The following is a 23,560-nucleotide window of genomic DNA, read 5'->3' on the forward strand; positions in this document are numbered from 1 at the left end:
CATTGGTTACGCAATGACTCGACGCGATGTCGGAATGCTTTGCATTTTCACTACGCAAAAAAACGCTTCGTGAAAACGCCCAGCCCTATCGCTTCTGGGGACTACTCGACTCCTGTCTCGCAGCGAGTGGCAAAATCGATCTTTTTATTAGTCCGTAGTAAGGTTAAAACCACCGCCTTTTAGGCGGTCAGATTTATCTATGATTTTTTGTCGTATGGTATTGCCTTGAATAAAAAGGGGGAAAGCTTATGGATTACCGTTACGGAAGCCATACGGTTTTTAAGTTTCATAACCATTTTGTCTTTGTCAAGAAATAGCGTTACAAGGTTTTGAAGGGTGGTGTCGGCCTGAAAGCCCGAGAACTGATTAGGTAGGTGTGCGAAGCGTTTGAGATAGAAACCCTGAAAGGCGTTGTCAGCCAGGATCATGTCCATGTTCTGGTTTCTGCGCCACCTAATCTGGCACCGAGCGAAATCATGAGGCGGGGATTATAAGGAAGAAGTTCGATGAAGTTGTTCGAGAGTCTTCCTGACTTTAAAAAGCGCTACTGGGGCCGACACAATGGGCAGATGATTAGATTTTGCGTGACTTCGGGTGAATTGACGGAAGAAATGACAAAAAACTATCTGGAGCATCATTTTGAACCCAAAGGGGATGATAATTTTAGGACAGAACCCTGAACTGTACTAGCTCAGACCTGATCTGACAGTTACCGAATTTTCAGGGTGTCTGTCAGGTTAGATTTGGTTCAGGTTTTTTCCATCCCAAATCAGGTTTCCCACTGAGTAAAGTTTCCATTGGCGTTCTGCCATTACACACTTTGCCCTGATGAGTCCTTTCCCTAGTGTAATAAACGAGCCATTCATCCAGGTCTTTCTGTAAGGTTTCCAAATCTCCATACAGTTTCTTACGGAATGTGACTTGGTAAAACTCCTGCAAAATAGTCTTGTGGAAGCGCTCGCATATGCCATTAGTCTGCGGTGACGTGGCTTTGGTTTTCGTATGGTCAATGTCATTGATGGCCAGATAGATCTGATAATCATGCTGCTCCAAGCCATGCACTTGAAAAACTTGTTTTGCTAAATCTAACCCTATTCGTTTAATATCCGTCTCGGATCCCTCTTCCTGTTTGTCTGGAAATCAAATTCTACCAGTCTGGCACTTTGATGCCGTTAAGAAGGAGGAGACCATGCCATTGCCCTACACCATGCCACCATCTCCGGCATTGCTAATTTAATAGGCTATTCACTACGAAGGACACGAAGTTTTCAATATAATGAATTGACTGGATTATTTTCTTCGTGCCCTTCGTGTTCCCTGTGGTAAATTATTTTTTCTAGCCTGATTGGGATAATATCTTCACAGAGTCTCCCAGGCATTATCCAGGCAGAATGAATGGAAAAGGCTCCTTTGCTGGTTATCTTTGTCCAAGTCTGTCATGCTATTTCTTTGCAAGATTACTCATCATACTTTTGGGCTTTTGACAAAAATTATCAAACCCCGGCATTAAATAAAATGAATGCTCTACCACAATTTGATGTGCTCGATCACTTAAGGTTTGATAACCGCTTTGTTAGGGAGTTGCCGAGCGATCAGGAGCCTCTCAATTATCCCAGGCAGGTATTGGGTGCTTGTTATTCACGAGTGTCACCCACCAAAGTGGCGAAGCCAAAATTAGTCGCATACGCCAAAGAAGTCGCCGATTTACTGGGCTTATCAAAACAGGTTTGTGAGTCTGATGATTTTGTCCAAGTCTTAGTCGGCAATCGTTTGGTTGATGGTATGGAGCCTTACGCCTCTTGCTATGGCGGTCATCAGTTTGGTCATTGGGCTGGACAACTGGGCGATGGCCGGGCGATTAATTTAGGGGATGTCATCAATCGACAAGGCGACCGTTGGGCATTGCAACTCAAAGGGGCAGGTTTGACTCCTTACTCCAGGACGGCGGATGGCTTGGCGGTTTTGCGTTCGTCAGTGCGTGAATTTCTGTGCAGTGAAGCCATGTATCATCTGGGCGTGCCAACGACACGGGCGTTAAGTCTGGTGCTGACGGGTGAACAGGTAGTCCGGGATATGTTTTATAACGGCAATCCGAAAGCGGAACTGGGCGCTATCGTTTGCCGAGTTGCGCCTTCGTTTATCCGGTTTGGGCATTTTCAGATATGCGCTGCACGCGGGGACCTGGATTTGTTGAGGAGATTGACGGATTACACCTTAAGCACCCACTTCCCACATTTAGGCGAACCATCTCCTGAGGCTTATCTGGCCTGGTTTGAAGAAGTCTGCCGGACTACCGCAGAAATGATCGTCCACTGGCAACGGATCGGCTTTGTGCATGGTGTCATGAATACGGATAACATGTCTATCCTCGGACTCACTATAGACTATGGCCCCTACGGTTGGCTAGAAAATTATGATCCCGACTGGACCCCCAATACCACCGACGCATCAGAGCGACGTTATCGCTATAGCAACCAGCCTGCCTGTGCCTTCTGGAATTTGGGGCAGTTAGCCAATGCCATTTATCCGCTGATTGGGCAGGTAGAACCCTTGCAACAGGCATTGAATGTGTTTACTGAGGTTTTTGGAGAATTGTGGCAGCTTATGATGACCCGCAAATTAGGGTTGGGCCATTTTGATCCAGGGTGCGACGATCAGCTATTTTCAGGGCTATTGTCTTTGTTGAAGATGGTTGAAACCGACATGACGATTTTTTTTCGACAACTGGCAAAGATCGATTTAGGCAAAGGCCCTCCTATCGAAAATGTACATATTGAGGCGCTAATGGCGCCGCTTGCTGAGGCTTATTATGTCCATGAACAGAAAACGCCCAATTATACTTCGCGCTTGCTTGATTGGCTTAAGCTCTACAACCAACGCTTACTACAGGAAGGCATTTCCCCAGAAATCAGGCGCGAGAGCATGAACTGCGTCAATCCGAAGTATGTGCTTCGGAATTACATGGCTCAACTTGCCATAGACAAAGCGGAGCAGGGCGATTTCGCAATGATTTATGAATTGTTGGAACTGCTGCGCCATCCTTACGACGAACAGCCGGAAAAAGGGCAACATGCTGCGAAACGGCCTGATTGGGCGCGTCATAGGGCGGGTTGTTCCATGTTGTCTTGCAGCTCCTGATCAGTTTGGCAAGGAAGCTGATTCAATCAGCGTTTTTTGCAGCATTCGGATGTGCCCACAAAAAAAATGATGCGGCCAGTCCAAGTTCTTGCATTAGAAATGGTTAGAAACTAGGTCTAGGTCAGCCAGATTGTGTTTCTGGGATCAAATACCTGCCGATAAGGCCAACATTATTTGAAAAAACAATATACTAGTGCAGCACCGTGTTGTATTGGCGATTAGACTATCAATGATATTGTTAAATATCACCGTATTAGAAACGCAGCACTATGACTGACGAAAATAGGCGCTGCACTAGGAAAGTTTTATAATGTTGATTTACAATCACTAACGCTGACCGTGGCAATGACGGACGACGTTAGATAATAATAAATACGGGGATTTTAAATTGCAGAAGCTTGGGTATGGCAACAAGCCGACTTCCGGTGGTGTTCTTGCTATTTTTTTCATCTTTGCTGTTTATTCCCCCGCAGCCACAGCTACAGAGGTAATCGTCAATAGATCGGTGCCCATTGCTGATTATTCCACAGTGGACATCCGCACTATCTTCACCATGCAAAAAAGGTTTTGGCCGAATCACAGGCAAATTAAGGTTTATATATTATCCGATAGCAACCCGTTTCATAAGGATTTTGTCAAAAACATCCTTCATATGTTTCCCCATCAGATCAGGAAAATTTGGGACAGGATGACTTACTCCGGAACCGGATCGGCACCGATTGAGTTGGGCTCAGAACAAGAAATGATAGATCAAATCGCCGATACACCTGATTCCATTGGCTATTTGAACAGCAAGCCTGACAATGAAAATATCCGTTCGCTTGAACATCATTAAGCGGTTGTTGCTGGGGCAAGGCCATTTAGCTATCTCTTGCGAAGGCGATCGGCATTGCTTGAAACTGGCTTATAGGATGGGGCAAGTATTGGCAGCTCGTATTTTTCTTGTATTTTACAGTGCGGCGGCTATTGCAGAATCTCAATTATTACCGGAAGAAATTCAGGTACATGGTTTTCTGACACAAGGTTTTTTTCATTCTTCCGATAATAATGTTTACGGACAAAGTAATGATGGGATTAGTCCGGGGCTAACTGAAATTGGCCTTAATGTGGGCTATCAACCTTTGGACAGGTTGCGTTTTGCGGCACAAGGGCTCTATCGCCGGGCTGGCGATGTCGATAGGGGCAGTGTAAGGCTGGATTTCGCTTTGGCAGATCTCACACTGCTTGAATATGATAGCGGGAAATTAGGGCTTCGTGGTGGGCGCATTAAAATTCCGTTTGGTTTATATAATGAAACGCGTGACGTTTCCTTTACCCATCCGACCATACTGCTACCCCAAGGCATTTATTTTGACCGCTCAAGATCGCTGCTGCTTTCTGCAGATGGCGGCTCATTTTATGCCGAACAACGCACCGATTTTGGCGATTTTGCCTTCAAGTTTAATGCCGGAATGCCATCGAGTGATTTCGATGAACTCAAAACCGTCGTATTGGGCACACGAGATGCCCAAGGGTCATTTGAAACAAAACCAGCCATTGCCACGCAACTCAGTTATGAGCTTAACGGCGGTGAATATGTGTTTGCCGTAAGCTATATGGATCTGGAGTTTGACTATAATCCGGCACTGGGAAAGACACTACGCAAAAGTGAAACCCACATACAACCGCTACTGTTTTCTGCGCAATACAACGGCGAAAAATTTATCCTGACTGGGGAGTATGAATACCGTTGGAACACATTCGGTAATTTTGCGCCGGAAGGCAAATTTGTTACAGAAAGCTGGTATGTCGAAGCCAGCTACCGCATTTTACAGCAACTACAAGCGACTGTGCGCTATGATACCGTTTCAATAAATAAAGATGACAGGGGTGGAGATGGCGCCCTGCTCTTAGGTTACCCCAGGCATGTTGCTTATGCGAAGGATTGGGTGGTTGGGTTACGGTGGGATATTACATCATCATGGATGCTCAGGGGAGATAATAATCGTATACATGGTACCGCCTGGTTGCCGCAGGCCGATAATCCTGTGCCAAGTCAAACCATACAGGATTGGGATCTGTATGGTTTGCAATTATCCTCCAAGTTTTAGCAAAACCTATGGGAAACAGTAGTTTATTTTTCAGTTTAAGATGGAAATTAGCTATCCTGTTCTGCAGTGTGTTCCTCATATTGCAAAGTGTATTTGCTTTTGTTTCGTATTTGAATGCTCAGGATAATTTCGAAAATAACCGGAAAAATATTCAGGGCAACCATATCAGTGTCGTTGAAACCTTAACCAATGACTCGTTTTTGGCGTTGGAACAGTTTGCAGAACTGGTTTCGGTCGTCAATGACCCATCACCGGATGTAACAAAAGATCAGCATCATATGGTTTCATCATTGGATGAAAACTGGTCGCGATGGCAATTGATCTGGGATATTGAGAATATTACCTTTTTCGACAAGCAAGGGGCACGGGGCAAGTCGTGGGGTAACTCATCGATGCCCCCAGATGCCACTGTGCAGCGCGTCCTGAAAAACGAAGTCCCAGAACATCAAATATTCTGCCCTTACAACTGTTTCCTACAGGCAATTATTCCGGTAATGGGGACGGCGGAAATTACCGAGGTGTTAAGCGTAGTCCGTTCTTTTGCTGATGTCATTATCAAATATAGGCATGCGACGAATTCAGATATTGGTATTTTAATAGCCGACCGTACAGATATTGATAAAGCCAAGGTTTCTTCAGGGAATCGATGGAAATACAAGTTGTCCGGTATGACCCAACCTGAAAAAAATTTGCCGATTTTCATGTTTATCTCCCGGCACTACACTATCGATGAGTTTTTCAACATTGGCAAAAATATTGAATTCGATAATGCGGTTTATGAGGTGCGGGTGCTACCTATACAACAAACAAACGGGAATAACAAGCCGCCGTTCTTTTTCCTCATAGACGACATCACTGCGGATATTAATCATCTCCGTGCAGATCTTAAACGTATCTGGCTGTACGGTTTTCTGGGGTTATTAGCTTCGCTGCTGTTAATCCTACTTGCCCTACATGTTTCATTGCGTCGTATTAGCAGACTTTCAAAAGCGTTACCCCTGCTATCCAAGAATCATTTCGATCAATTTAGGGAACAAATATCCGTAATAGAGATCTCTAATTTGGGTTACGATGAACTGGATAAGCTGAGTTTTACCGCATTAAACCTGGCTGACCAGCTAGAGCACCTTGAGCGGGAGATGAGAGTCCACACATTCAGCTTATTGGAAAAAAGCCAGGAGTTAGCTAAGGAGCGTGATTTTATTAAGCAGTTGATTGAGTTGGCTCCTATCATCATTATCATCCAAAAGCTGAACGGGATCATCTTAACGATAAATCAAGCCGGGGTGGATAGCTTGGAAACGGATAACAGCACCATCATCGGTAAAGTTTTCGATGTGTTTCTCCCAGATTCCGATCAAGAGCATCTAAAAAAATTGAACCGGTTACGATCTGGCGAATTTGGCGATCAGGTTCAAGCTGATGGATTATTAATGACGGAGACCGGGAAGCTTCGGGACATTTCCTGGCTGCACAAGATTTTGACATTCAAGCAACAGGGGGACAAGAGAGCCATATTGACGCTGGGCCTGGATATTAGCGAACGCAAAATTACAGAAGCCCGAAATATTAGGATGGCCTATTACGATTACCTGACCGGATTAGGCAACAGGTGGAAATTTCAAGAAGAATTTACCCAGAAATTGGCTTCAGCCGAGCGCTATGGTTATCAGCTTGCCCTGTTTTATCTAGATCTAGACCGGTTTAAAGAGATTAATGACGCTAGTGGGCACGAAGCCGGTGATAATTTTCTTAAGATGGTGGCCAATGCTTTGAAGGGAGCCATTCGTTCAACGGATTTATTATGCCGAATAGGCGGTGACGAGTTTACTTTGTTGATGCCACATGCCGACATGCCTGGAGTAAATCATATCGCAATAAAAATCAATGACGTGCTTAAAGCGCAGTTATTTACTTGTGCTGGCAAAAGTTATACAGCCAGCGCCAGTATAGGCATAGCGGTTTTTCCATTACACGGCTCGACAGCCAGCATGTTGATGGCCAATGCTGACTTGGCCATGTACCAAGCTAAAGAATTGGGCCGCGGGCAGCATCATTTGTACAATCCGGAATACGATTACCTGAGTAAATCAAACCAGACAATACGGTGGCGCACAATTCTTGAAGATGCCCTTGCCAATGATAAATTTGTCTTGTTTTATCAACCTATTCTTACTGTCAAGTCCAACAAGATTAGCCATTTTGAATGTCTGGTTCGACTACAACAAGATGACGGCCAACTTCTTATGCCGTCAGATTTTGTGTATCGGGCTGAAGAACTGGGTTTAATTGCCAAAATTGACAGGATCGTACTGAAAAAAGCCGTAGAGCAGCATATTGAGTTTAACAGGCTAGGCAAGAAATATAAGCTTAGTGTGAATATTTCCAAGCTTTCATTCGATGATCCGGCCATTTTTGATGATTTCGCCCAGTTATTTGATAATCCAGAGGTTGATCAAAAAAGTATCATTTTTGAAATAACAGATACTGCCGCAGTATCCAATTATCAATCAACGAATGTTTTGATTAACAGGATTAAAGCACTCGGCTGCTTACTGGCGTTGAATGATTTTGGGGTTGAATATCCCTCGCTGCACTATTTGGAAAATGCGCCAGTCGATTATGTAAAAATCGACGGTTCTCTTATCAGGCGGCTCGATAAAAATATTGATGACAAGGCTTTTGTCAAAGCTTTAATCGAAGTGGCCCACTCATTTGGCAAAAAAACGGTAGCCGAGTATGTTGAGAGTGAAGATATATTGGTTACTCTCAGGGAGCTTGGTATCGACTACGCGCAAGGTTACCACATAGGCAAACCTAAAGCCCTGGAGTAGTTATTCATATTTTCAAGGCTTCTGTACCTTCTGCTGTATTACAATGTACGCGCTAATCGTTTGCCTGATCAAACCACATAATCGGCGACCGTGGGAACTTGGTTGTCAGTTGAAGCAAAAGAAACACGCCTATGAAAAAACTAAAATGTGCTGTGATCGGCGCTGGCTATTTGGGCAAATTTCACGCCCAAAAATATGCGTCATTGCCTGATTGTGAGTTAGTCGCAGTCGTCGATGTGAATGAAGCGGTCGCTAACAGCGTTGCTGCCAATAACGGCGCTAAGGCCTATACGGATTATAAGCGGATTCTCGGTGAAGTAGACGCAGTGAGCATAGTCGTCCCAACCAGCTACCATCATGCCGTCGCCAAGGATTTTCTGGAGGCTGGGGCGCACGTCTTAGTCGAGAAACCCATTACGGTGACGGTTGCTGAAGCGGATGAACTGATTGCACTTGCTAAGGAGAAACGGCTCGTCTTGCAAGTCGGGCATTTGGAACGATTTAATCCGGCGGTATTAGGGTTAGAAAGGGACGAAAAACCTTTGTTTATTGAATCACACCGCTTATCGCCGTTTAATCCACGCGCCAACGATGTCAGCGTCGTGTTGGATTTGATGATCCACGATATAGACATTATTCTGGCCCTGGTTGATTCGGAGCTGGAGCGGATCGATGCGAGCGGTACGGCTGTCTTGACACAAGGTACGGACATCGCCAACGCCAGGCTATTGTTTACCAACGGCTGCGTCGCCAATGTCACCGCCAGCCGGATCAGCATGAAAACGGAACGTAAAATGCGGATGTTCAGGCCGAGTTCTTATGTGTCCGTGGATTTTCAAAACCGCGTATTGACCAAGCATCGCACGGGTAAAAAGGAAATGTTCCCTGGCATACCTGAAATTGAAACCGAAGAATCCGTTTTTGAAAGCGGAGATGCCTTGCTGGAAGAAATCAAGCATTTCGTCAACTGCATACACACCGGTGAAAACCCCTTAGTTTCTGGGGAAGCGGGGCGTAGGGCGTTGGAGACTGCGATTAAAATTACCCGGCTATTAGGCGAAAATTAACCGTGTACGGTGGGTGTTGTAGGGCGGGTTAGCCGCGCAAATCCACTAAGACTAAGCAATTACAATTGCTTATGCGCGGCGCTTGTGCCCAGAGGGTATAACCCGCCGAATGGGGTAACGGCGATATGGCGGATTACGACACGCGGTAAGTCATTATTTATCTATAATTTCAATTGGTTGCGCGTCTAATCCACCCTACGGTTCTAATACAAATCGGTTGAAATATTCGTGATCAGGTTTAAGCTAAGAAATATTTATTCCTTGTAGAATATTACTAATCACTCAAATGGTGAGCATTGTAGGGGCAGGCCTTGTGCCTGCCCGGGCACCCCTTTGTGGTTATCAGGCCAACCCCCTTGTGGTTATCGGGGCAACCACAAGGGATTGCCCCTACAGTAGCGGGAACATCAAGCCAGTTTTTTATACTTCAAACGATGCGGATTATCCGCATCACTACCTAAACGCCGATGACGGTCGGCTTCGTAATCTTCATAATTGCCTTCAAACCAGACCACGTTGCTGTCGCCTTCAAAAGCGAGCATGTGTGTTGCGATCCTGTCAAGAAACCAGCGGTCATGCGAAATCACGACGGCGCAACCTGGAAAGGCCAATAACGCTTCTTCCAGGGCACGCAACGTTTCAACATCCAGGTCGTTGGTCGGTTCATCGAGCAACAAGACGTTGCCGCCAGCCCTTAATAATTTGGCAAGATGAACCCGGTTGCGTTCGCCACCTGATAGGTCGCCGATACGTTTTTGTTGGTCAGGCCCTTTAAAGTTAAAGCGGCCTACATAAGCTCTTGAAGGTGTTTCATATTTGCCAACGGTAATCATATCCAGGCCATCGGAAATGTCTTCAAAGACCGTTTTGTTGGCATCCATATCGTCTCGTAGCTGATCGACATAAGCCAGTTCAACGGTTTTGCCTAGTGTCAGCGTTCCGGTATCGGGTTGTTCTAAACCTGCCATCATCCGAAACAATGTGGTTTTACCTGCTCCATTGGGTCCGATAATACCGACAATACCGCCAGGGGGCAGTTTGAAGTTCAAGTTATTGATGAGTAACCTGTCCCCAAACCCTTTGCTGATGTTGTCGGCTTCAATAACGACATCACCCAGGCGTGGGCCAGGCGGAATATAAATTTCCTGGGTTTCATTGCGTTTTTGCACATCCACCGAAGACAATTCTTCAAATCGCGCCAAACGGGCTTTGCTTTTCGCATGTCGGCCTTTGGGATTTGAACGCACCCATTCCAACTCGGCCTTCATGGCTTTTTGCCGTGAAGATTCTTGTTTTTCTTCCTGCAACAAACGGTTGCCCTTTTGCTCTAACCAACTGGAATAATTTCCTTCCCAGGGAATGCCGGAGCCGCGGTCAAGTTCAAGAATCCAGCCTGCCACATTATCCAGAAAGTAACGGTCATGGGTGACGGCGACCACAGTACCCGGATATTCATGCAGGAACCTTTCCAGCCAAGCCACCGATTCCGCATCCAGATGGTTAGTCGGTTCGTCCAGTAACAGCATGTCGGGATTGGACAGCAATAAACGGCATAAGTCCACGCGGCGTTTTTCCCCGCCTGATAACTTGGTAATATCAGCATCCCAATCGGGTAATCTCAAGGCATCGGCGGCGATTTCGAGTTTTCGTTCCAACTCCCAAGCGCCTGCGGCTTCAATCTTTTCTTGTAGTTCTGCCTGTTCTGCGATGAGTGCATCAAAGTCGGCATCAGGCTCCGCAAAAGCATTGTTGACTTCATTAAAACGATCCAGAATCGCCTTGGTTTCTGCAACTGCTTCTTCAACATTGCCTCTTACGGTTTTATTGGCATCAAGTTGCGGTTCCTGCGCCAGATAGCCGATGTTGATGCCTTTCTGCGGAATGGCTTCGCCTTCGATATCCTTGTCGATACCCGCCATGATTTTCAGCAAGGTGGATTTACCCGAGCCGTTTAAGCCGAGTACACCAATCTTTGCGCCGGGAAAGAACGATAAGGAAATGTCTTTGAGAATATATTTTTTGGGTGGCACAATTTTGCCGACCCGGTTCATTGAAAATATATATTGGGCCATAGCTGAGGGAGATTTGCTTAATTAATTAGGATGTTAAGGTTAGGTCACAAAGTGCCATGGCATATTGGTCAGTTAAATTGTAACTATCCACCACGAAGGCACAGAGGGCACGAAGTTTGTTGGTATGGTTAGTTTATTGATTACTCGAACACAAGATACCCCTCCCTCTCATCAACCTTAACAGTAACACCAGCTCTTTGTGTTCCCTGTGGCGAAAAAAGCCGCTGGTTTGAAAAACACGCTGACTAGTTACGTTAATGTGTTTGTTTGATGGCGGAAAGATGCCGTATCAGCCCCTGTTCGCCCTGTTGCATCACTCGATTATGGTTCCAGATAAATATGGGCTTGGTCAATATTGTAAACCAGTTCATCCAATGTTTGCAGGGTTGAACTTGCCAGATAAATTCTATTTTGGTGTGTTCCGACGAAGAATTCCAACTGAGGTTACAAGACCCGCTGCCCAGCAAATCTCCGGTCACTTCAACCGCCAAGCGACGATAGGGCAGGACTTCAGTGACCCGCAACTTCAATAACAGGCTATAGGGTAAACACGTATGCCAATGGTATTGCCTTACGTTGTCGATTCCTGTTGGGCTGCCATCTGCAACTTCCTGAACGGAAACAACATATTTCCACCATAGCGGCCACTTTTCAGTATCGACCAGATACAGCCAGGTTAATCCTATGGAAGCAGGAATCGACCATGTAGTCGTTAGCGAGAATTCGGGCCTGAAATCCACGATACCTTTCAATGTCCTTCAGCCGCTAACGCCAGTTAGTGAAGCAACAGCCAACAGCACAGATGTTAAAAGTTTATCGACCACGATAGAACATTAACAGGAATTCGGTATCTGTTATCAATGGACATAGGGAATAGGCATAGGATGCCGGGTTAATTCGAATTAATCTGAGAAAATTCGAAACACGCGGTCAAGTTAACACCAAAACAGCACTATGTCCTGGTTAACTCAGCGTCGCGGTAACATTTTTTAAGGCTCGAAAAGTTTGCAGTACTGGATAGGGCTCAAAAACCAACAGATTTTTGAGGGCGTGACCCGAACGAACTAGATTAAGCAGGGGTTACGTTTTCAGCTTGAGGCCCTTTTTGACCTTGTGTAACTTCCATTGTCACTTTTTGGCCTTCTTTTAAAGTTTTGCGACCGGATCCATTAATCGCGCTATGGTGAACGAAAACATCTTTGCCGCCTTCCTGGGCAATAAATCCAAAGCCTTTTTCATCATTGAACCACTTAACGGTACCTACAACTTGATCTGCCATATCGAACTCATTTAGTAAAAACGCCAATCTAAGTTGGCTTAACAAAATCCAGTCCAGGGACTGGCTCAACTTTTAACGCCCTTCAATGGTAGCACTAAAAAGATAAGGAGGGCAAAACATTTTAAGCAGGCATGGCAAGGATTAGAAGCGATCCATAGCCGAATAAAACAAAGAAAAAACAAAAATAAATTAATCAAGTCCCAGGGTAATTGCCATCGACTAGAAACTGTTTGTAACGCATTGATTACAATATGAATAGATTTATTTGCTTTTTCGTTACCGCTTATTTCCGCTCATCCACTTTAGATTGGAAAATGTAAGCCGGTCAAACATTTCGTGCATGACCAATGCGGCAAGGATTAACGACGTTCCGGTCAGTGTTTGCTCGGTTAAAGGTTCATGGTTGACGAGATGGCCTAACATTAACGCCATGACCGGAGTCATTAGGGAAATCAGTGCGACACGGGTGGCTGATAAATGGGTAAGCAGATAATAATAAAGGGGAAAACCAACCGTTGTAGCGACCGTCCCCAAGTAAATAATGGCCGCTAGATTGACAGTGGATAAATTGTCGGGCCATTGACCATCAACCATTGCCCAGGTGATTAGATAAGCGGGCAGTGCCAGTCCCAAGCCACCTGCCACTTGAGCTAAAGCGGGCAATCCTGCGTTAATGCGTTTTATCCAGACGGCGCTGACCGACTGCAAAAAGGTGGAAACCAATACCCCAGCTATGCCCAATACCGCGCTTTCCCCTGAGTGCAAGGCAGATCCAAACATGATGTATAAGCCGCTAACTCCTAAGCTATATGCACAACATTTGCTGAATGATAAATGATGCTCCTTGAGTAAAAGGTTCGCCATTAACGCTGTTATGAGCGGTGCAAGGCCGAATATGACTGAAATCCAGCCGGACGGGATGAATTGAGAAGCCCAATAAACGGCGATCATAGAGCCGTAGATTTGCAAGGCAACTGCCAGATAGGTCATCTTGGCCTTACGATGCCAGGCCAATGATTTACGCAAAACTGCTAACGCAAACAGTATGCAAGCCGCACCAATAGCCATGCGGCTGGTGGCAGCAAACAAAAAACCAGGGCCTTCACCGCTCCATTTTATGGCAAGTGGCGTGGTTGCCCAGAGCAAAACCACGCTGATGTAAGCGAGCGTAATACGCATTGGATTAGTTAATCACGAAAAAAGTGGATACAGGCCGCCCGGGTAATCTGGCGATAATTCAATCGTTTTTGGATTATAAGGCGAATCAGGATACCGTATTTTTTAACCGATACCACCGCAATGTCGTTATGTTAAGGGGTTTAGTTCTTTCTCCCTTGAGGGAGAAGGTTAGGATGAGGGGGAACGCCAAAGTATTTCCCCTTTTTATTCACCTCACCCCAGCCCTCTCCTACAAGGAGAGGGAGAATACTTCCTTAACTTTCATAACATTTCTGCCATATTGTCCAACACCTTAGAAATCTTACTTTCATCATGAATGTTTACATCAGCCAATTACGGCCTTATCATTCGCCCAGTTAGTTGCCCGGCACAGGCATTCAATGACACCAAAAGGAGTTTCGCCATGAATCTTACGGAAACCGAAGTGGAAGCCGCCCGCCATTATATCCAAAGGCAAATGGATATTCATTCCTGGTGGCCTAAAGCCCAGCCTGGAGAGGCACAGCGCGAATTTGCACTGATGAAGGACAGCGCCGTAGCCTTAAATGTTTGGTGTGAGCGATGGCTTGATGATGGGCAATGTCGCCAGCTTGAAAAGTCGGTTAGGGACTAAATTAGGATTGTTTCACCGTTAGCAAAAATTTAAAGGATTGTGTCGCTAGCAGAACTCATAGTCTTGGAATTTTTAGTGTTGCGAAAAATCAGCGGTTTTTCTTCACTCGTCAAACTGACCGAAGCCTTTGCTGAATCTATGGCTTGCTGAATAGCCGCGTGATCTGGCGATTTACTGCACACCGGATCGGCAATGTACATATCTCCAGTTAACAAATAAGACTGGCAACGGCAGCCGCCAAAATCTTTTTCTTTCTCATCGCAGCTACGGCAGGGTTCTTTCATCCACTCAAAGCCCCGGAAAAAGTTGAAGGCTTTGGATTCGTGCCAGATTTCCTGAATGTTGTAGTCGTTAACATTAGGGCAATCCAGGCCGGGCAACTCGCGGGCGGAGTGGCAAGGTAAGGCCACGCCGTCGGGAGCGATGGTCAAAAAAGTCGTACCCCAACCATTCATGCAGACTTTCGGGCGGTCTTCATAATAATCCGGCACGACATAGTAGATTTTCATTTTGCCAGCGACTTTTTCCTTAAAGTCTTGTGCGATTTGTTCAGCTTGTTCAAATTGCTCTTTGGTTGGCAGCAATAAATCACGGTTGGCATGTGCCCAGCCGTAATATTGCGTGTTGGCGAGCTCCAGGTAATCCGCGCCCAATTCTTCTGCCATTGCCAGTATTTCAGGCATCTGGTGAATATTTTCACGGTGAATGACCACGCACAAGACCATCGGATAGCCGTGTTTTTTCACCAGATGGGCGACTTCTTTCTTGTGATGGAAAGAGGTCGTACCGGCAATGTGGTCGTTAAGCTCCTGAGTGCTGGCTTGAATGCTGACTTGAATATGGTCAAGCCCCGCCTCTTTTAGCTGGATAATTTTTGCTTCTGTCAGTCCATAGCCGGACGTAATCAGGTTGGAATAATAACCCAGTTCCCGCGCATGTTTGACCAGTTCGACCAAATCTTTGCGCGTTAACGGTTCGCCGCCGGAGAAACCCAGTTGCACCGCACCCATTTTGCGGGCTTCTGTCAACACCCGTTTCCAGTCGTCCGTGCTTAATTCGGATGGGTATTTGGCATAATTCACCGGATTAGAACAATACGGGCATTGCAACGGGCAGGCGTAGGTAAGTTCCGCCAGCAACCAGCGCGGAGGAGTGATACTAGTTTTGGTTGATCCAGCCATTTTTTAAAGCGACCTCAAGAAAAGCGGTAATGTCGTTAGTGAGACCTGTGGTTGTAAATTTTTGTTCAAGATCGCTGATGATTTGGGCAAGATTACGTGTACCATCGCAACATTTCAGGATTTCCGCAGAGCTTTGGTTAAGTTCTACCATGCCTTCGGGATATAGAATGACATATTTTTGCTGCGCTTCTTCCCATTGCAATCGATGCAGGGGGGAGAATTTGATGGGTTGGTTTGGGTTGATGGTCATTTTTTGCGTTTTATTGTAGGCCGGTTTCGCTTTAGCGAACCGCCAATTCATTTCTGTGCTGTACAAATGGCGGATTGCTAAAGCGAATCCGCCTTACGGTCTTGTTTTATCCAGTCTATTGCAATCATGAGGTGGGCGAAAATGGTTAGGTTGTAGGGCGGGTCTCGACCCGCCCTACGTGCTACGTAATCAGGTAGAGTTTTACAACCCAACTAAAATTTGGTGGACTTTTAGGCGATTACAGCTGGTTCATCCAGTTCAGCGTCGTATTTTTTTGTCACCACGTCGCGGGTCGGCAACAGCCGACGCTCTTGCTCAAGCATGCAGGTACGCTCGCCAAACATCTCGAAAATATCGCTATAAAAAGCCTCTTCGCTCTGGGGAACTACCTCTGGAGACACAACTTGGTGTTCAATAAACTCCATTTGTGGTAAATAGCATATAAGCTATCAAATTACAACCCATTTAGTCTTCTTGCATATCGTATACTAACTAGACTATGCCTCACCTCAACTCCACCGTCCTGATGTCTGGCACTGAGCACTTCAGCGACGAATTTGCTATTAACGCGTACATGGACTCCTCTGTCCCCGTTGATAGCGACCGGGCGGCTGCAGAACATATCAACATTCGCCATGCGCTCGAAAGCGCCGGTGTGACCGTTATCCAAGTTCCCGCCCCAGAACATTGCCAAGACGGCGTATACACCGCCAACTGGGCGTTGGTTGGTGGTGAGGTCGCTGTTATGTCAAACTTGCCCAACAAGCGCCAGGCCGAGCAGCCATACGCCGAGAAGATATTGCGTGAACTCGGCAAAACCATAATCCATTTGCCAACCAGCATCCGTTTTAGCGGCCAGGGTGATGCCCTGCGCTGCGGCAAGTACCTCTTTGCGGGCACCAGTTACCGTACCGACGCTGCCGCCCACGACTTCGTCGCTGACATCTTTGGCTACGGCGTTGTTAGCCTCCAGACGATTCCAGCGCTGGACAATAATGGTACGCCAATTATCAATGCCGAAACTGGCTGGCCAGAGAGCTTTTTCTACGATATCGACCTGGCAATATCAGTGTTAAAGTCAGACCTTATTGCTTGGTGCCCTGAGGCATTCACTGCTGAAAGCCAGGAGAAGATTCGGGCATTAACTGATTTACAGAAGATTGAAGTTAGCTTGGAAGAAGCCCAGCAAGGCTTTGCCTGCAACCTCGTGTCCACCGGCGAAACCGTTATCATGAGCAACCGCGCACCTCAGCTCCAAGCAGCCATCGAAGCCCACGGCCTCAAAACCCTCCCCCAAGACGTAGTAGAGCTCGGCAAAGGCGGCGGCTTTATCCGCTGCACCACCCTAACACTCTATAATTAAACAGCGCAGCGCTCCATGGCTACTTATAAGACTCCCGCACAGCCCACTTATTATAACTATGCCGTGTTTGTCAGGGCTATGTCCTGACTACCGGATTGTTTTACAGTGCAAGGATAATGGTATGGATCCCCTCCCCTTCCCAACGGCAGCGCGATGTGCCAAAGTGGAAGGGTAAAGCCACCCCTTAACAGAAGAAGAGGAATCCGCCATGGATAGCACGGCAATTGGATTAGGCATTGCACAAAACGTTTTTCAGGTACATGGTGTGTATGCGCACGGTAAAACCGCATTACGCAAACAGCTCAAGCGCAGCCAAATGTTGGCCTTTTTCGCCAACCTGCCGCCGTGCTTGGTCGGCTTGGAAGCCTGTACCGGGGCGCACTACTGGGCGCGGGGGTTGACCAAGCTGGGGCATGATGCCCGGCTGGTCAGCCCCCAGTTCGTCAAGCCCTACGTCAAAGGCAACAAGGACGACGCCAACGACGCGGAAGCCATCTGCGAGGCGGTGGACCGCCCCAACATGCGTTTCGTGCCGGTAAAAGCATTGGGCAACAGGACATTCAGATGCTGCGCCGAGTGCGTAGTGGCCTAGTGAAAAAGCGCGCTGCCCATGCCAACCGGACACGGGACCTGTTGGGTGAGGGCTAGTCGTCGGGGCGGGGCTGGCGCAGTTACGCCGACGGCTGCCAGAACTATTAGAGGATGCAGAGAACGGCTTGACGATATCGGCGCGGCAACTGTTCTCAGACTTGTACGACAAACTCGTCGAACTGGACAAACAGGTCACCGCTTATGGAACGCTATGCGTTTGTGCTGGAGCCTTTGGCAGAAATTGCCGGGGAATTACAACATCCTGTCAGCCACATCCGGTATGCGGATTTATGGGAAAATTTTGATAAATCTAACCTGAAACAACATCGTGTTGCGCCTGATTGGTAAAGAGTTTGATCAGCAAAGTAGAGCGGGCATCGCGTACCATTAAACATCGTGAAGGTACGCGATGCGTACCCTACCTGACTTCCTTACGTCAGCACCAACCTACAAAATACCCAACATACGGGATACGGATTGCACCTTACCGTGTTATTTTTACTATTAATCCAGACCACTTAATTGTGGGACTAAACAATTATGAAGCTAAAACTACTAGTGTTTGATGTCGATGGCACAATTGCCGCTCCGAGCAGGCCTGTGACCAAAGAAGTAGCAGAGAAAATACGCAGCCTGGAAGAACGAGGGTGTAGAATTGCGTTCGCCTCTGGAAAGAACATCGCCTACTTGACAGGTCTTGCTCGAGGCATCGGGTTACAAGCCCCATTGCTGATTGGAGAAAATGGTTGTGTCATTTTTGACCCTTTACTAATGAAAGAAATACGACTTGCGGAAAGACCAATTGAATTTGCGGTGTTAGAAGCCGAAATTATACAATGTTTCAATGATACTGTATGGATACAGCCGAATCAGGTCGAACTTACTATTTTTCCTAAAACAAAAGGGGAGATGCCTGCCCTTGTCTCTTTACTGCGAGAGTTAACCTCTCCATTATTGGAGAAAATCGTTGTGTGGGAACATATAGATGCAATCGATATACTGCCGGTAGGGGTAGATAAGGGGAAAGCGCTGGCTGCACTTAGGACGGCATACGATTTAGATAAAGACATGGTTGTCGCGGTTGGGGACGGGAAAACAGATATTCCTATGGCTAACGAATGCGAATCGCTCTTCCTCGTGGGAAATCAGGAGATTGGGTCTGAAAACGATCATCTGAGACGATTTCCGACCGTGAGTGATGTCCTCGTTTACATGGAAAGCTTACTATAAAAATCATAGAGTGTTACGAAAAAGACAAACGTTTTTAAATGGAAGAAGTTTTGAAGTACAGCTTCAAATATCTTAATTTATGAAAATAACAACTCTAGCTTCAGGAATTGAGGGAGCAACTTATGGAGAGTAAACTTTGGCATGACATTTTCGTTAGTCTAATTGTCGGTGTCCTATTTGCTTCGGGTCCTGTTGTTACAGGGTGGGTTTTAGCGTTGCTCACAAACAACCCATCTCTACTAGAAAATCTGTACGAGCGAGCGAGCGTTTTTCTCTGGTCAGTTCCCGTTGCTATTGTATTTTATTTAATTTTATTATTTTTAAATGGAAGCGTTTAGAAAATAGTCCGGCACAGCAGCAGCTTTTGTTCCTTATCACCCTCATGCTTGGCTGTAGTATTGTCGGCCTGTTGCTTCAGCCTCAGAAAAAAAACCCAGACCTAATGTTAATAGGAAGCGGATCTGTCCATGGATATCTCAAAGAAGTATTTCCTTCTCTTCTTAAGGAAAACGCCACTCCAAAAGTGCTTGTGCTAGAAGGGAGTTCCGATGCCGGGCAACGTCTCCTGACGGATGCCTATCAAGACAAAGACAATGATCGCCTTCCTGAGGTGCCATTTTTGGCCATGGCGTCAAAACAGCTTGAGATTAAAGAATTCCAAGTTCAGAGACCTGAGAAAGATCGGTTTTTTGAGATCCAAATTGGCATTGACCCTTTAAAGGTAACACTAGGAGGGGGGAGTGACAGTGGGGGGAAACAGAGAAAGGTGAGGGAGGTGTTCAGCAACCTATTTGGCGGTAGCGCTCCAAAGGTGAAAAAGAGTGAAAAATATGACCGGACCTTTACCGAACTGAGTGACATTATGCCTCTTGTCTGGGATTGTACGAACCAGGACTTTAATACTGCCCCTCATCTCCTCTTTATGACAACTCAGGGCAGTGGGACTCGTTCAATTTTTGAGGAACGCTTCTTCGCGATAACAAAAGAAAAAGGGGGGGTAGGAACAACGGGAGATGAAGAGCCGTATAGTCCGGATCGTAAGCAAGCATGTTGGCCGCAGAACATGATGCGTTTTAATCTGGATGCAGCGCGTCCGTTCGATCTGCCTAAAGGTGAGCCTTGGATCATTTTGAGTGGAATTCTTCATAATGAAAATGAGTTCGAGCAAAAAACAGATGGAACTGTTGAGCAAATATTCCTCAAGAAGCAAAACGGTGAGTTAGAAATACGCCCCCTGTTTCTATATGGCAGGCTGAGTGAACCAAAGAATAGAAAATTATCTCTCGATCCTCAAGTGGCACGATTTCTATCTTCTCTATCCGAAAAAATGAACCAAGAGTTTAAGAAAGAAGTAAAGGATCAGAGTCCTCAAGTGGAGCTGATGCTCAAGATTGATGGGGCATTTAGGGGATGTTTTAGAAAACACACCGACTTCTTACATATTAATCCGAACAACCCAGATGACGCTTGGATTGATCATGTGCAGGGATCGACTGGATACATCTATAGACCAAATTGCTAACACGATAGGTGGAGTGAGTTTACGAACTCCAACAATAAATTTCGATAAAATCCTACTAAACAAGTGCCATAGGATGAACGAAGTGAAAGCGCATCGTTCGAGTTCTCGATTGATGCGCCTCGTAGCTCGGCGCATCCTATCGTAATTACCTTAACAACCCCTGCAACAACCCATTCAACTTATGGACAAAAGCGGCAGGATCATCCAATTGCCCACCTTCGCTCAATATCGCCTGGTCAAACAGTATATGGGTCAAATCGGCAAAGCGCTCGTCGTCCTGCTCAACTTTCAGCCGCGCCACCAAAGCATGGGTGGGGTTGATTTCAAAGATCGGCTTTCTGTTCATACCCATGCCCATCGACTGCCCAGCTTCCTTCATGATGCGCTCCATGTTCAAGCTCATGCCGTAAACATCGGCAACCAGACAAGCGGGTGATTCGGTCAGACGATGGCTTAAACGGACTTCGCTAACCTTATCAGACAGCACATCCTTGATTTGCTTGATAACCGACTCGAAACCTTTACTGGCTTCTTCCTGCTCTTTTTTGCTTTCTTCATCTTCCGGCGCACCTAAATCAAGGTCGCCTTTGGCTACCGATTGCAAATGTTTACCGTCGAATTCATCCAGGTGGGAAATTAGCCACTCATCAACCCGGTCGGACAACAACAAGACTTCAATGCCTTTTTTGCGGAAAATTTCCAGATGCGGGCTGTTTTTTGCGGCAGCGAAAGTTTCTGCGGTGACATAGTAGATTTTATCCTGGCCTGACTGCATCCGGCTGACGTACGCTTCCAACGATACTTCTTGCTTGTCGGTATCGGCAAGGGTAGTAGCAAAACGCAGCAATTTAGCAATCCGCCCTTTGTTGCTGAAATCTTCAATTGGGCCTTCCTTGATGACTTGGCCGAATTCCGACCAGAATTTTTCATACTTTTCGGGTTTATTTTTTGCCAAGCCTTCCAGCATGCCCAATACTTTCTTGACGGCTCCCGATTTGATGGTGCTGATTTGCTTGCTTTGCTGCAATAGCTCCCGCGACACATTCAACGGCAGCGAACTGGCATCGACAATACCACGAATAAAGCGCAGGTAGCGAGGCATCAGTTGTTCCGCATCATCGGTAATAAAGACCTTACGGATGTAAAGTTTTACTCCGTGCTTGGGTTCTCTGTCCCAAAGATCAAACGGCGCATGTGACGGTACATAAAGCAATAAGATATATTCATTAACACCTTCGACTTTACTGTGTACATGCGTCAAAGGATCCTGATAATCATGGCCTACATGCTTATAGAATTCATTGTAGTCCTCATCAGAAATGTCCTGACGGGCTTTCGTCCATAAGGCCGAGGCACTGTTAATGGTTTCTTCTTCGACTTGTGCGACCGGTTTTTTCTCTTGTTCGCCTTCTTCATTTTCCTCATCGTCCATTCCCGGCATGGCTTCTTTGTCCATCACAATCGGCAAGGAAATATGATCGGAAAATTTTTTGACGATGGCACGAATACGATAACCGTCCAAAAACTCGCTTTCCGATTCCTTAAGATGCAAGACGATTTCCGTGCCGCGTTGCTCCTTAGCTACCGTTTCCAGCGTGTAATCGCCCTCCCCTGTCGATTCCCAGCGTGCGCCTTCCTCTTTGCTCGCACCCGCTTTGCGCGTGGTCAGGGTCACTTTGTCAGCGACGATAAAAACGGAATAAAAGCCGACACCGAACTGGCCGATCAATTCGCTGTCTTTGGCTTGCTCGCCCGTCAATGCTTCAAAAAACTGTTTGGTTCCTGATTTGGCAATCGTACCGATCTGTTCCTGCACTTCGGCACGAGTCATGCCGATACCGTTATCGGTAACGGTAATGGTGCGCTTGTCTTTATCGTAAGCTAAACGTATCTTTAATTCGCTGTCGCCTTCGTACAGGTTGTCATCGGATAATGCCTCAAAACGCAGCTTATCCGCCGCATCAGAGCCATTGGAAATTAACTCGCGCAGAAAGATTTCCTTGTTGCTGTACAAGGAGTGGATCATCAGATGTAAAAGATGCTTTACTTCAGTTTCAAAACCTAAGGTTTGTTTTTTTGCTTTGACAGACATTTTTCCTGTTCCTAATGTGGTGAAATAAACTGCTTTTGATGTAAGGGCAGATTTTATTATTTCAAGGGCGTGTGGGATTTTACAATATCTGGATAAGCTGTAGCATAGATAGCGGCACAAATCGTCCTACCCCACCTCGCATGAGATGAGGTAACATACCCCGCTCGGCTTTGGTTGTTCACAGAGCAGCAAACCGAGTGAGTATTTTTTATAAAGTATCGGTCTAATGGGCAACTTAACAATAAATTCTGGGGATCAATGGTCGGTTAACAAAACTTTTAGCAGTAAACCTTGGCCTCAGATACAAGGCTTATTTTCCATCCAAACGGAGAAAATCGATGAAATGTATTTATTACCTCACTTCTACTCTCGATAGCACCGGCCATATTAGCGACGATCTGCACGAGGCAGGTATTGGCAACTGGTTTATTCATGTTTTAAGCAAGGATGAAGCGGGGCTTAGCAAAAAAAAGATACATTCGAGTAATTATTTAGAACAATTGGATATTCTGCGTTTCGGCATCATCGGTGCGATTATCGGTTTTATCGTGGGACTGTTTGCAGCAAACTGGATGGATACCGCTAAACCTTTCGGCTCCGACGTGCCGGGCATCGCTTATTTTGCAGTAGTTGCTGTACTGACCTTGTTCGGCGCTTGGGAAGGCGGCTTGGTAGGCATTGCCAGCGAGAATAAAAAAGTCGCCCTATTTCATGATGACATCGAAGCCGGCAAATATTTGATTTTGATTTATGCCCGAAAAGACAGGGAAACGATAGTCAAAACGGTCATGAACTCAAAGCATCCAGAAGCCGAACTGGTTGCCGAAGATGAGTATTTCTATAATCCCTTGACGGGGCTGAAGCGGATATGATTATTCCAGGCTAACCAAGCGCCCAATTACCAAGCAGCTTCAAAATAAGGGTAGCGTCCCCGCCAAACGAAACTCCATCAACACAGTGCATAACGCTATGGTAATGTACCGTGTGGACTACGCCTTACAGTGTTGACAAAGGAGGATTAATTTCTCCAAGTGGTCGGTTTGATGTCAAAAATATATC

General features: G+C 46.2%; 20 protein-coding genes and 3 pseudogenes. 14 read left to right on the top strand and 9 right to left on the bottom strand.

Going from position 1 to position 23,560, the window contains the following annotated elements; all coding sequences use genetic code 11:
- Both ACLQ6D_RS02305 and tnpA read left to right on the top strand, forming a co-directional pair.
- On the top strand, positions 1-183 hold a 183-nt coding region (locus ACLQ6D_RS02305), incomplete at its 5' end, for a hypothetical protein (protein WP_411725643.1).
- A 65-nt stretch (positions 184-248) separates the two neighbouring features.
- A pseudogene (tnpA, locus tag ACLQ6D_RS02310) lies at positions 249-680 on the top strand (IS200/IS605 family transposase).
- Between the two features lie 57 nt (positions 681-737).
- Here the strand turns inward: tnpA and ACLQ6D_RS02315 are convergent.
- Positions 738-1,053, bottom strand: a pseudogene (locus ACLQ6D_RS02315) (integrase core domain-containing protein); the annotation flags it as partial.
- 462 nt (positions 1,054-1,515) lie between these two features.
- Here ACLQ6D_RS02315 and ACLQ6D_RS02320 point away from each other — a divergent pair.
- The 5 genes from ACLQ6D_RS02320 (at position 1,516) to ACLQ6D_RS02340 (ending at position 9,129) form a co-directional block, all read left to right on the top strand.
- On the top strand, positions 1,516-3,138 hold the full coding sequence (locus tag ACLQ6D_RS02320; protein ID WP_411725660.1) for a protein adenylyltransferase SelO: 1,623 nt from the start codon (positions 1,516-1,518) through the stop codon (positions 3,136-3,138).
- 388 nt (positions 3,139-3,526) lie between these two features.
- Positions 3,527-3,973: a hypothetical protein gene (locus ACLQ6D_RS02325; RefSeq protein WP_411725644.1), complete on the top strand. Its 447-nt coding sequence runs from the start codon at positions 3,527-3,529 to the stop codon at positions 3,971-3,973.
- A complete protein-coding gene (locus tag ACLQ6D_RS02330) occupies positions 3,942-5,228 on the top strand; it encodes a hypothetical protein (protein ID WP_411725645.1) in 1,287 nt (428 codons plus the stop codon). Before ACLQ6D_RS02325 ends, ACLQ6D_RS02330 begins: the two co-directional genes overlap by 32 nt.
- A gap of 80 nt (positions 5,229-5,308) precedes the next feature.
- Complete coding sequence (locus tag ACLQ6D_RS02335; protein WP_411725646.1) at positions 5,309-8,062, top strand: EAL domain-containing protein; 2,754 nt, start codon at positions 5,309-5,311, stop codon at positions 8,060-8,062.
- A 131-nt stretch (positions 8,063-8,193) separates the two neighbouring features.
- The gene (locus ACLQ6D_RS02340) at positions 8,194-9,129 is read left to right on the top strand and encodes a Gfo/Idh/MocA family oxidoreductase (RefSeq protein WP_411725647.1); all 936 of its coding nucleotides are present in this window, start codon (positions 8,194-8,196) and stop codon (positions 9,127-9,129) included.
- 407 nt (positions 9,130-9,536) lie between these two features.
- Here ACLQ6D_RS02340 and ettA read toward each other — a convergent pair whose 3' ends face one another.
- From ettA to ACLQ6D_RS02360, 4 genes are all read right to left on the bottom strand, one after another.
- On the bottom strand, positions 9,537-11,201 hold the full coding sequence (ettA, locus tag ACLQ6D_RS02345) for an energy-dependent translational throttle protein EttA (RefSeq protein ID WP_411725648.1): 1,665 nt from the start codon (positions 11,199-11,201) through the stop codon (positions 9,537-9,539).
- 254 nt (positions 11,202-11,455) lie between these two features.
- Positions 11,456-11,941, bottom strand: a complete 486-nt coding sequence (locus tag ACLQ6D_RS02350) for a polyketide cyclase / dehydrase and lipid transport (RefSeq protein WP_411725649.1) — start codon at positions 11,939-11,941, stop codon at positions 11,456-11,458.
- Between the two features lie 329 nt (positions 11,942-12,270).
- On the bottom strand, positions 12,271-12,480 hold the full coding sequence (locus tag ACLQ6D_RS02355) for a cold-shock protein (protein ID WP_411725661.1): 210 nt from the start codon (positions 12,478-12,480) through the stop codon (positions 12,271-12,273).
- Positions 12,481-12,756: 276 nt separating this feature from the next.
- Positions 12,757-13,659, bottom strand: a complete 903-nt coding sequence (locus tag ACLQ6D_RS02360; RefSeq protein WP_411725650.1) for a DMT family transporter — start codon at positions 13,657-13,659, stop codon at positions 12,757-12,759.
- Between the two features lie 403 nt (positions 13,660-14,062).
- On the opposite strand from ACLQ6D_RS02360, the gene ACLQ6D_RS02365 reads away from it, so the two are divergent.
- The gene (locus ACLQ6D_RS02365; protein ID WP_411725651.1) at positions 14,063-14,272 is read left to right on the top strand and encodes a hypothetical protein; all 210 of its coding nucleotides are present in this window, start codon (positions 14,063-14,065) and stop codon (positions 14,270-14,272) included.
- A 29-nt stretch (positions 14,273-14,301) separates the two neighbouring features.
- Here the strand turns inward: ACLQ6D_RS02365 and pqqE are convergent, their stop codons facing one another.
- The 3 genes from pqqE to ACLQ6D_RS02380 all read right to left on the bottom strand — a co-directional run bounded on the left by pqqE (position 14,302) and on the right by ACLQ6D_RS02380 (position 16,104).
- On the bottom strand, positions 14,302-15,453 hold the full coding sequence (gene pqqE, locus ACLQ6D_RS02370) for a pyrroloquinoline quinone biosynthesis protein PqqE (RefSeq protein ID WP_411725652.1): 1,152 nt from the start codon (positions 15,451-15,453) through the stop codon (positions 14,302-14,304).
- Positions 15,431-15,703, bottom strand: coding sequence for a pyrroloquinoline quinone biosynthesis peptide chaperone PqqD (gene pqqD, locus ACLQ6D_RS02375; RefSeq protein WP_411725662.1), 273 nt, complete (start codon positions 15,701-15,703; stop codon positions 15,431-15,433). Before pqqD ends, pqqE begins: the two co-directional genes overlap by 23 nt.
- A gap of 230 nt (positions 15,704-15,933) precedes the next feature.
- On the bottom strand, positions 15,934-16,104 hold the full coding sequence (locus ACLQ6D_RS02380; RefSeq protein ID WP_411725653.1) for a hypothetical protein: 171 nt from the start codon (positions 16,102-16,104) through the stop codon (positions 15,934-15,936).
- A 98-nt stretch (positions 16,105-16,202) separates the two neighbouring features.
- Between ACLQ6D_RS02380 and ACLQ6D_RS02385 the strand changes: the two genes are divergently transcribed.
- The 5 genes and pseudogenes from ACLQ6D_RS02385 to ACLQ6D_RS02405 all read left to right on the top strand — a co-directional run bounded on the left by ACLQ6D_RS02385 (position 16,203) and on the right by ACLQ6D_RS02405 (position 20,409).
- Positions 16,203-17,066 (top strand): dimethylarginine dimethylaminohydrolase family protein, encoded by an 864-nt coding sequence (locus tag ACLQ6D_RS02385; RefSeq protein WP_411725654.1) that lies wholly within the window; start codon positions 16,203-16,205, stop codon positions 17,064-17,066.
- A gap of 208 nt (positions 17,067-17,274) precedes the next feature.
- A pseudogene (locus ACLQ6D_RS02390) lies at positions 17,275-17,708 on the top strand (IS110 family transposase); the annotation flags it as partial.
- A 150-nt stretch (positions 17,709-17,858) separates the two neighbouring features.
- Positions 17,859-18,005 (top strand): hypothetical protein, encoded by a 147-nt coding sequence (locus ACLQ6D_RS02395; RefSeq protein WP_411725655.1) that lies wholly within the window; start codon positions 17,859-17,861, stop codon positions 18,003-18,005.
- 192 nt (positions 18,006-18,197) lie between these two features.
- Positions 18,198-18,887 carry an HAD family hydrolase gene (locus ACLQ6D_RS02400; RefSeq protein ID WP_411725656.1) on the top strand — a complete coding sequence of 230 codons (690 nt, stop codon included), beginning with the start codon at positions 18,198-18,200 and terminating at the stop codon, positions 18,885-18,887.
- Between the two features lie 202 nt (positions 18,888-19,089).
- Positions 19,090-20,409 (top strand): hypothetical protein, encoded by a 1,320-nt coding sequence (locus ACLQ6D_RS02405; protein WP_411725657.1) that lies wholly within the window; start codon positions 19,090-19,092, stop codon positions 20,407-20,409.
- 145 nt (positions 20,410-20,554) lie between these two features.
- On the opposite strand, the gene htpG is transcribed toward ACLQ6D_RS02405, so the two are convergent.
- Complete coding sequence (gene htpG / locus ACLQ6D_RS02410; protein WP_411725658.1) at positions 20,555-22,501, bottom strand: molecular chaperone HtpG; 1,947 nt, start codon at positions 22,499-22,501, stop codon at positions 20,555-20,557.
- Positions 22,502-22,839: 338 nt separating this feature from the next.
- Here htpG and ACLQ6D_RS02415 point away from each other — a divergent pair, with 338 nt between their 5' ends.
- Complete coding sequence (locus ACLQ6D_RS02415; protein ID WP_411725659.1) at positions 22,840-23,373, top strand: hypothetical protein; 534 nt, start codon at positions 22,840-22,842, stop codon at positions 23,371-23,373.
- The last annotated feature ends 187 nt before the right edge of the window (positions 23,374-23,560 follow it).

The organism is Methyloglobulus sp., assembly GCF_046714055.1.
Classification (GTDB): domain Bacteria; phylum Pseudomonadota; class Gammaproteobacteria; order Methylococcales; family Methylomonadaceae; genus Methyloglobulus.